This window comes from Larkinella sp. C7, from assembly GCF_006149005.1.
Taxonomy (GTDB): domain Bacteria; phylum Bacteroidota; class Bacteroidia; order Cytophagales; family Spirosomataceae; genus Larkinella.
Map to the genome: position 1 here is coordinate 1 of NZ_VBSL01000185.1, position 411 is coordinate 411.

A 411-nucleotide genomic window follows, 5' to 3' on the forward strand; every position below is an offset into this window, starting at 1 on the left:
GTTGGTTTTTTCAATTTCCATAAGCCTTATTATATCAAAAAAATCAGTGATTTTATAGCTGAAAATCAGCATTTCTACCTGCTCAAGATTTGTTTCTAGCAGATTTTTGCCCTATAATAAAGCTTATGCAATAAGAATAAGCCAAAGGAGTCAATTTAGAATGATTGAGTTTAAAGATTTTCACTTTCCAGCTCTTGATAAATGGCGGAAGCTGCACATCTATCTTCCTGATGACTACTATGATAGCCAAGGATCCTACCCTGTCATGTATTTCTTCGATGGCCAGAACCTCTTTTTCGACCAGATGGCCACCTATGGTAAATCTTGGGGACTTTATGATTTCTTGGAACATTGGTCCAAAAAGATGATTGTCGTCGGCTTGGAATGTGGCCATGAAGGTAATGAACGTTT

At 37.2% G+C, this 411-nt stretch carries 1 protein-coding gene; it reads left to right on the top strand.

Annotated elements, in window-relative coordinates; translation table 11 throughout:
• Positions 1-160 precede the first annotated feature (160 nt).
• Positions 161-411, top strand: a 251-nt coding sequence (locus tag FH871_RS35035; RefSeq protein WP_255516997.1) for an alpha/beta hydrolase-fold protein, incomplete at its 3' end; no start/stop codon positions are given.